The organism is Micromonospora maritima (assembly GCF_902825405.1).
Lineage (GTDB): Bacteria > Actinomycetota > Actinomycetes > Mycobacteriales > Micromonosporaceae > Micromonospora > Micromonospora maritima.
Map to the genome: position 1 here is coordinate 1 of NZ_CADEAU010000241.1, position 8,192 is coordinate 8,192.

The 8,192-nt window shown below is 73.0% G+C and carries 8 protein-coding genes and 3 tRNA genes; 3 read left to right on the top strand and 8 right to left on the bottom strand.

Annotated elements, in window-relative coordinates; translation table 11 throughout:
• The first annotated feature begins 480 nt into the window (after positions 1 to 480).
• The gene (locus HUW36_RS20090; RefSeq protein WP_174529586.1) at positions 481 to 948 is read left to right on the top strand and encodes an ATP-binding protein; all 468 of its coding nucleotides are present in this window, start codon (positions 481 to 483) and stop codon (positions 946 to 948) included.
• 20 nt (positions 949 to 968) lie between these two features.
• Here HUW36_RS20090 and HUW36_RS20095 read toward each other — a convergent pair whose 3' ends face one another.
• Entirely contained in the window at positions 969 to 1,907 is a 939-nt protein-coding gene (locus HUW36_RS20095) for a ribose-phosphate diphosphokinase (protein WP_174529587.1), read from the bottom strand.
• 65 nt (positions 1,908 to 1,972) lie between these two features.
• Here HUW36_RS20095 and glpK point away from each other — a divergent pair, with 65 nt between their 5' ends.
• Positions 1,973 to 3,457 carry a glycerol kinase GlpK gene (gene glpK / locus HUW36_RS20100; protein WP_217428840.1) on the top strand — a complete coding sequence of 495 codons (1,485 nt, stop codon included), beginning with the start codon at positions 1,973 to 1,975 and terminating at the stop codon, positions 3,455 to 3,457.
• A 16-nt stretch (positions 3,458 to 3,473) separates the two neighbouring features.
• Here the strand turns inward: glpK and HUW36_RS20105 are convergent, their stop codons facing one another.
• Positions 3,474 to 4,211 carry a VOC family protein gene (locus tag HUW36_RS20105; RefSeq protein ID WP_174529589.1) on the bottom strand — a complete coding sequence of 246 codons (738 nt, stop codon included), beginning with the start codon at positions 4,209 to 4,211 and terminating at the stop codon, positions 3,474 to 3,476.
• 1 nt (position 4,212) lies between these two features.
• Positions 4,213 to 5,046: a phosphoribosylaminoimidazolesuccinocarboxamide synthase gene (locus HUW36_RS20110; RefSeq protein ID WP_174529590.1), complete on the bottom strand. Its 834-nt coding sequence runs from the start codon at positions 5,044 to 5,046 to the stop codon at positions 4,213 to 4,215.
• A gap of 122 nt (positions 5,047 to 5,168) precedes the next feature.
• On the opposite strand from HUW36_RS20110, the gene HUW36_RS20115 reads away from it, so the two are divergent.
• A complete protein-coding gene (locus HUW36_RS20115) occupies positions 5,169 to 6,488 on the top strand; it encodes an ABC transporter substrate-binding protein (protein WP_174529591.1) in 1,320 nt (439 codons plus the stop codon).
• 46 nt (positions 6,489 to 6,534) lie between these two features.
• On the opposite strand, the gene HUW36_RS20120 is transcribed toward HUW36_RS20115, so the two are convergent.
• From HUW36_RS20120 to HUW36_RS20140, 5 genes are all read right to left on the bottom strand, one after another.
• A complete protein-coding gene (locus HUW36_RS20120) occupies positions 6,535 to 6,783 on the bottom strand; it encodes a hypothetical protein (protein WP_174529592.1) in 249 nt (82 codons plus the stop codon).
• A 106-nt stretch (positions 6,784 to 6,889) separates the two neighbouring features.
• Positions 6,890 to 6,963: transfer RNA gene (locus tag HUW36_RS20125), tRNA-Met, on the bottom strand.
• 126 nt (positions 6,964 to 7,089) lie between these two features.
• Positions 7,090 to 7,163, bottom strand: a tRNA-Met gene (locus HUW36_RS20130).
• Positions 7,164 to 7,289: 126 nt separating this feature from the next.
• A tRNA-Met gene (locus tag HUW36_RS20135) sits at positions 7,290 to 7,363 on the bottom strand.
• A 51-nt stretch (positions 7,364 to 7,414) separates the two neighbouring features.
• The coding region (locus HUW36_RS20140) for a hypothetical protein (RefSeq protein WP_174529593.1) at positions 7,415 to 8,192 on the bottom strand (778 nt) is incomplete at its 5' end.

Consider the following 8,192-nt stretch of genomic DNA (forward strand, 5'->3'; position numbering starts at 1 on the left):
CTTTCCCTACACGACGCTCTTCCGATCTCCAGCACCGGTCCGGCCAGCCAGGCGACGGTCAGCGTGGGCACGCCGGCGGCGAGCGCCGCGCGGCCGACCACCCAGGGCGTGGCCAGGATGATCGCCAGCACCACGCCCAGGTCGGCCAGGAGCAGCGGCCAGCGCCGTCCGCCCGGGCGTCCGTAGCCGGCCGCCGTCACGCCGGTCCAGGCCAGCATGGCCAGCAGGACGGCGCCCGCGGCGACCGGGTGCGCGTACCGGGTGGCGTCGCGCAGTACGAGCAGGCCGACGTACGCCAGCGAGGCGAAGCGGAACACCGCGATGGACCGCCAGAACGGGCCTTCCAGGCCGGAGGACGACGGCATGGCCGTCACCATGCCACAGCCCGTCACCGGCGGGCCGCCTGGTGCGGTCCGATAAACCCTGACGTACGGTGGAAATGCCGCGAAAGTCGTCGAGAAGCAGCGCTGGGACGGGGCCATGACGGACGTAGAACCCCCGGCACCGCGTACGGTTGTGCCCATCGAACCTTCCCTCCTCATCGCCGAGGCCTTCGACCAGGCCCAGGTGACCGAGCTCCGACACTCGGTCACCTCCTGCGCGCACGCGACGGGGCTGGCCGGCCAACGGCTCGACGACTTCGTGCTGGCGGTCAACGAGCTGATCACCAACGCGGTCCGGCACGGCGGCGGGCAGGGTCGGCTGCGGCTCTGGCGCCAGGGCGGCGACCTGGTCTGCGAGGTGGCCGACCACGGCCAGGGAATCAGCGAACGACGGCTGCACGACCGCAACCGGCCGGCGCCGGACACCGCCGGCGGCTGGGGGCTCTGGCTGGCCCGGGAGCTGAGCGACACCATGGAGGTGGAGACCGGCCACGCCGGCACCGTCGTCCGGATCACCGCGGCCCTGGACGCCCGGCAGCCCACCGACTGGCCACCGGGCGGCTGACCGGCCACCCGGCCGCCCGCTCAGCCGAAGAGGGCGCTCACCGACTCGCCGTTGTGGATCCGGCGCATCGCCTCGGCCAGGGCCGGCGCCACGGAGAGCACCTCCAGCTTCGGCACCCGCTTCTCGCTCGGGATCGGCACCGTGTTGGTGCAGACGATCTCCAGGACGCCGTCCTGGGCGCTCAGCCGCTCCAGCGCCCCGCTGGAGAACAGGCCGTGCGTGCAGGCCAGCCGGATCGACCGGACCTGCCGCTCGCGCAGGTGTGAGATCAACTCGATCACCGTGCTGCCCTTGGCGATCTCGTCGTCGAGGACGATCACGTCCCGGTCCGCCACGTCACCGATGATCGTGCTGATCTGCACCCGGTCGTCGCTGAAGCGCTGCTTGGCGCCGGCCGCGACCGGGGTGCCCAGCATCCGGGCGAACGCGGCGGCCTCCTTGGCGTTGCCGAGATCCGGCGAGACCACCACCGCGTTGCTCAGGTCGTACCCCTTGAAGTGGGCGGCCAGCTCGCGCAGCGCGTGCAGGTGGTCCACCGGGACGCTGAAGAAGCCGTGCACCTGGGGCGAGTGCAGCGTCATGGCCAGCACCCGGTGCGCGCCGGCCGAGGTGAGCAGGTCGGCCACGAGGCGCCCGCCGATGGAGATGCGCGGGGCGTCCTTCTTGTCCGACCGGGCGTACGCGTAGTGCGGCAGCACCACGGTGATCCGGCCGGCCGACGCGCCCCGGGCGGCGTCGATCATGAGCAGCAGCTCGACCAGGTGCTCCTGCACCGGCGGCACCAGCGGCTGGATGAGGAAGACGTCGCGCTCCCGGCAGTTGGCCTGCAACTGCACCTCGAGGCAGTCGTTGGCGAACCGGGACACCCGGACCGGGTGCAGCGGAACGTCGAGGTGGGCGCAGATCTCGGCGGCGAGGTCCGGGTGGGCGGTCCCGCTGAACACGGCAATGTCACGCACGTCTGGTGATCGTACGGGGCGATCGGAGGGAGACGGTGGACGCTCCCGGCGGGTACGGTGCTGCGGTGACCGGAGAGTTCGTCGCCGCCATCGACCAGGGCACCACCTCCTCGCGGTGCATCGTCTTCGACGCCGACGGCGAGATCGTCGCGGTGGCCCAACGCGAACACCGGCAGATCTTCCCCCGGCCCGGCTGGGTCGAGCACGACGCGGACGAGATCTGGACCAACGTCGAGCACGTGGTGCGCGAGGCGCTGGCGAGCGCCGACATCGGCCCGGAGCAGCTGGCCGCGGTGGGCATCACCAACCAGCGCGAGACCACAGTGGTCTGGGACCGGGAGACCGGTCGCCCGGTGGCGAACGCGATCGTCTGGCAGGACACCCGCACCGGCCCGCTGCTGCGCGAGCTGGCCGAGGCGTACGACCCCGACCGGCTGCGCGCCCGCACCGGCCTGACCCTGGCCACCTACTTCGCCGGCCCGAAGCTGCGCTGGTTGCTCGACCACGTCGACGGGCTGCGCGCGCGGGCCGAACGGGGCGAGGTCCTGTTCGGCACGATGGACAGCTGGATCATCTGGAAGCTGACCGGGCGGCACGTCACCGACGTGACGAACGCCAGCCGCACCCTGCTGATGGACCTGGAGACCCTCGACTGGGCGCCGGAGCTGCTCGACGCGCTCCGCATCCCGGCCGCGATGCTGCCCGAGATCCGCTGCTCGGCCGAGGTCTACGGCACGGCCGACGGGGTCCTCGCCGGGGTGCCGGTGGCGAGCGCGCTCGGCGACCAGCAGGCGGCGTTGTTCGGGCAGACCTGCTTCCAGCCCGGCGAGGCCAAGTGCACCTACGGCACCGGCAGCTTCCTGCTGCTCAACACCGGCGCGAGCCCGGTGCCGTCGCGGCACGGCCTGCTCACCACGGTGGCGTACCGGATCGAGGGCCAGCCGGCCGTGTACGCGCTGGAGGGCGCCATCGCGGTCACCGGCTCGCTGGTGCAGTGGCTGCGCGACAACCTCGGCCTGATCTCCACCGCCCCGCAGGTCGAGGAGCTGGCCCGCACCGTCGACGACAACGGCGGCTGCTACGTGGTGCCGGCCTTCTCCGGCCTGTTCGCCCCGCACTGGCGCAGCGACGCCCGGGGCGTGATCGCCGGGCTGACCGGCTACATCACCAAGGGCCACCTGGCCCGGGCGGTGCTGGAGGCGTCCGCCTTCCAGACCCGCGAGGTGGTCGACGCGATGAACGCCGACTCCGACGTGGCGCTGCGGCGGCTGCGGGTGGACGGCGGGATGACCGGCAACGCGCTGCTCATGCAGTTCCTCGCCGACGTGCTGGACGTGCCGGTGGTGCGGTCCCGGATCACCGAGACCACCTGCCTCGGCGCCGCGTACGCCGCCGGCCTGGCGGTCGGGTTCTGGCCCGACCTGGCCACGCTGCGGGACAAGTGGCGCTCCGACGCCCAGTGGGAGCCGGCCATGGACCCGACCCACCGCGACCGCGAACTGCACCAGTGGCGCAAGGCCGTCCAACGCACCCTGAACTGGGAAGACTGACCCCGCCCCGCGCGGGTCAGCGGGGGGTGAGGATGCAGAACTCGTTGCCCTCGGGGTCGGCCATGACCCGCCAGGGGACCTCGACGCCGCCCAGGTCGGGGACGGTGGCGCCGAGCGAGCGCAACCGGTCCGCCTCCGCCGCCAGGTCGTCACCGGGGTACGGGCGGACGTCGACGTGGACGCGGTTCCACCCGGGCTTCACGTCGGTGCTGCGGACGAACTCCAGGTAGGGGCCGACGCCGGCGGCGGAACGCAGGGACGCGTACCGGTCGGTGACCTCGTGCCGGACCCAGTCCGTCGCCTCGCCCCAGAACCGCGCCATCTCCCGCGGATCCGCGCAGTCGACCACCACCGCGGCGATCTGCCCGGTGTCCCGGTAGACCTCGCGCGGCTCCAACACGCAGAACTCGTTGCCCTCCGGGTCGGCCATGACCGTCCACGGGACGTCGCCCTGGCCGATGTCGACCGTTGTCGCGCCAAGGCCCGTCAGCCGCGCGACCAGCTCCGCCTGGTGCTCCGGCGAGGTGGTGGCGAGGTCGACGTGCACCCGGTTCTTCGCCGTCTTGGGTTCCGCGGAGACCACGAGGTCGATGAAGAGGGCGGAGGGATCGGGGTACGGGACGCCCGGCGGTTCGAGGTTCGTCACGCCGGGTTCCTCGCTGGACATCTCCCACCCGAGGACCTTCGCCCAGAACGCGCCCAGCGCGACCTCGTCCCGGGCCTTCATGTTGATCTGGACAAGTCGCGTCGCCATGTCACTCCCAGCGGTTTCCGGTGAGCTTCTCGTACACCTCGACGTAGCGGGCCCGGGTCGCCTCGACCACCTCGGCCGGCACCTCTGGCGCCGGCGGCTGCTTGTCCCAGCCGTTGCCGGTGGCCCAGTCCCGCACGTACTGCTTGTCGAAGGAGAACTGCGCCCGGCCCGGCTGGTAGGACTCGGCCGGCCAGAACCGGGACGAGTCGGAGGTGAGCAGCTCGTCGGCGAGCATCAGCGTGCCGTCCGGCGCCCAGCCCAGCTCCAGCTTGGTGTCGGCGATCAGGATGCCCCGGTCCGCGGCGATCTCCGCGCCCCGCCGGTAGACGTCGAGGGTGATCTGCCGCAGCCGCTCGGCGGTCTCCGGCCCCACCTTGTCGACCACCTGGTCGTAGGTGATCGGCTCGTCGTGCTCGCCCATCGGCGCCTTGGTCGACGGAGTGAAGATCGGCTCGGGCAGGATCGACGCCTCCACCAGGCCCCGGGGCAGCGGCACCCCGGAGACGGAGCCGGTGCGCTCGTACTCGGCGAAGCCGCCACCGGTCAGGAAGCCCCGGGCCACGCACTCGACCGGCACCATCTCCAGCCGCCGGCACCGGATCGCCCGCCCGGCGAACTCCGCCGGCACGTCGGTGGCGGAGAGGACGTGGTTCGGCACCAGGTCCGACAGCTGCTCGAACCACCACAGCGAGAGCGCGGTGAGCAGTCTGCCCTTGTCCGGGATCGGGGTCGGCAGCGCCACGTCGTAGATGGAGATGCGGTCGGAGGCGACCAGGATCAGGTCCGCGCCGTCGGCGTAGACGTCCCGGACCTTGCCCGAGTGCAGAAGTTCCACGGCGCTAGTACACCATGGGGGCGACCACCCGCCCGGCGCGCCCACCGGCCGTCCCGCCCGGCGTTGACACCCCGGCCCGGTGCCGGTGGAATGGTCCGTCCACCCCAGTTTCGGAGAGAACCGTGCGCGCTGAACGGTCCGTCCCCCGTCCCGGCCTCGACCGGCGACGGTTCCTCGGCGCGCTCACCGGGCTGCCCCTGCTCGCCGGCGGGCTGGCCGGCTGCGGCCCGGAGGAGGAGGCGGCGGCCGAGGACGGCCCGATCGAGCTGTCGGTGTTCTGGTGGGGCGGCAGCCGCCGGGCCCAGGCCACCGAGCAGGCGCTGCGCCTCTACACCCAGCAGAACCCCCGGGTCAGCTTCCGGATCACCTGGCAGGGCCTCACGGGCTACTACGACCGGCTCGCCACCCAGGGCACCGGCGGCAACGTGCCGGACCTGTTCCAGATCGACGACACGCTGCTCACCGAGTACACCCGCCGCGACATCCTGCTCGACCTCACCGGCTACGCCGACGACGGCCGGCTCGACCTGCGCGACCTGCCGGAGCAGTTGGCCCGCTACGGGCGGGTGGACGAGCGGACCGTGGCGGTGCCCGCCGCCCAGACCAACGCGGCGCTGGTCTACAACCGGGACCTGCTGCGCCGGCTGGACGTGCCGGCGCCGCGCACCGGCATGTCCTGGAAGGAGTACGCCCGCTGGGCCGCCCGGGTCACCCGGTCGTCCGGCTACCGGGTCGCCGGCACCATGGACGCCTCCGGCGACTACCGGGCGCTCTGGCTCTGGCTGCGCGGCCAGGGCAGCGAGCTCTACCAGGGGCGGCAGCTCGGCTTCAGCTCGGCGGAGCTGCTCTCCTGGTTCGAGTTCTGGGAGGTCGCCCGCTTCGACGCGGCCACCCCGAGCGCCGCGCTCGTGGAGCAGGCGGACACCGGCGAGCTGAACCGCCAGCTCGTGGTCACCGGGCACACCGCGGCCTCCTTCGCCTGGTCCCACCAGCTGCCGGAGCTGCAACGCCTCACCGAGGACGAGCTGGGCGCGGTCGCCTTCCCCGGCACGCCGGCCGCCCAGTGGCCGCGGGCGTCGATGTACTGGGCCGGCTTCCGGGGCACCCGGCACCCCGGCGTGGTGGTGGACGTGCTCAACTTCCTCACCACGAACGTGGCGGCCGGCCGGGTCCTCGGCGTGGAACGGGGCGTGAACGCCAGCACCCAGGTCCGCACGTACGTGGCCGCGGGCGTGACCGACCGGGCCGAGAAGCGGGTGACGATCCTGGGCGCCGAGCTGGACGGCCTGTCCGGTCCCGCGCCCGCGCCGCCGCCGAAGGGGCACGCCAAGGTCCGTACGTTGCTCATCGAGGCGGCCGAGAGCATCCGGGGCAAGCGGGCCGGCGCCCGCTCCGCGACGTCCCGGTTCATGGCCCGGGCGAACGCCGCCCTGACCGAGTGACCGCCGCCCGCCGCGCGTGGGCGCGGCGGGCGGGGTCGGGTGGTCGTCAGCGCGGCGGGCGGTTCCGCCGGTTCCGCGTCAAGAGCACCACCAGCAGGACGATCCCGCCGACCACCACGAGGCAGCAGAGCAGGCCGAGGACGCCGAAGCCGCCCCGGGACCGCCGTCGCGCCGCCTCCACCACGAGCTCACCGGTGCCGGTCGACGCCCAGGCCGCGACCGGCACGAAGACCGAGAGCGCGACCGTTCCGAGGACCGCGCCCAGGCGGCCCCACCATCTGTTCCATCCAGCCATGCCCCCATCCTCGCCGAGGTGCGCAACCGGGGCACGCCGGACGCGGCGGAGGAATCCGGAAAGGGCGAAGGGCCCCGGAGCGAACTCCGGGGCCCTTCGTCACGAGTAGCGGGGACAGGATTTGAACCTGCGACCTCTGGGTTATGAGCCCAGCGAGCTACCGAGCTGCTCCACCCCGCGTCGGCTCGTAAAGCTTATCGCACGGGAATCGTGGAGATCAGCCGGGTCCCCCGATCCCGCCGAAGAGGCACGACGGCGAAAACGGCGAAGGGCCCCGGAACGGATTCCGGGGCCCTTCGTCACGAGTAGCGGGGACAGGATTTGAACCTGCGACCTCTGGGTTATGAGCCCAGCGAGCTACCGAGCTGCTCCACCCCGCGTCGGCTCGTAAAGCTTATCGCACGGGAATCGTGGAGATCAGCCGGGTCCCCCGATCCCGCCGAAGAGGCACGACGGCGAAAACGGCGAAGGGCCCCGGAACGGATTCCGGGGCCCTTCGTCACGAGTAGCGGGGACAGGATTTGAACCTGCGACCTCTGGGTTATGAGCCCAGCGAGCTACCGAGCTGCTCCACCCCGCGTCGGCTCGACAACCGTAGCGCACCGACCCGGGGAGGCGCAAAACGGGTCCTTCAGTCCAGCCACCGCCGGACCGCGTCGACCGCCCGCCGGCTGTCCGCGTCGAACTGGGCGCGCTCGGTCGAGGTGCTCTCCCAGCCCTGCTCCCACAGCACCGTCACCACGTCACCGGACCGCACCGCGCGCACCAGGTGCACCTCGTCGCCGCCGCTCGGCTCGCCGTTGGCGTCCAGGTAGGGCCGGCGCGTCTCGAACAGCACCGACTCGTCGCCGTACCCGGAGTCGGGCAGCAGGCGCTGACGCACGGTCGTCGACGGCGCCTCGGGTACCGGCTGCGCGGGGCAGGCCCGGACGGCCACCCGCAGCTCGGCCAGGGCCTCGCCGGCGCGCCCGGCCCGGTAGATCGTGATGCTGTGCCGGTAGCTGCCGGAGGGCACCGCGTCGGCCGGCGCGCCGGCCGACCGGTACGGCAGCGTCCGGGCCCGCGACGCGACGACCGACTCGGTGCCGGGGCGCGAACCGCAGAGCACCGGCAGCACCGCTCCCGGGCCGAACTGGTTGCCCGTACCGGCGTCGTTGGCGGCGGGCAGGACGAAGAACGCCCGGTCCGGGATCGTGGTCGGGGCCCCCGCCGTCGGACGTCCGGCACTCGACGGCGCGGCCGGGCTCCGACCACCGGGGGTACGGGTGCCGGAGGGGGTCGACGGGGCGGGCGAGGGCTTCTCGGCCAACCCGGCGGTGGTGGGCGGCGGGGTGGGCACCGGCGTACCCGCGGGCGGCGGCGCGACCGGTTCCGGCCCGGCGGCCAGTACCAGTTGAGATCGGAAGAGC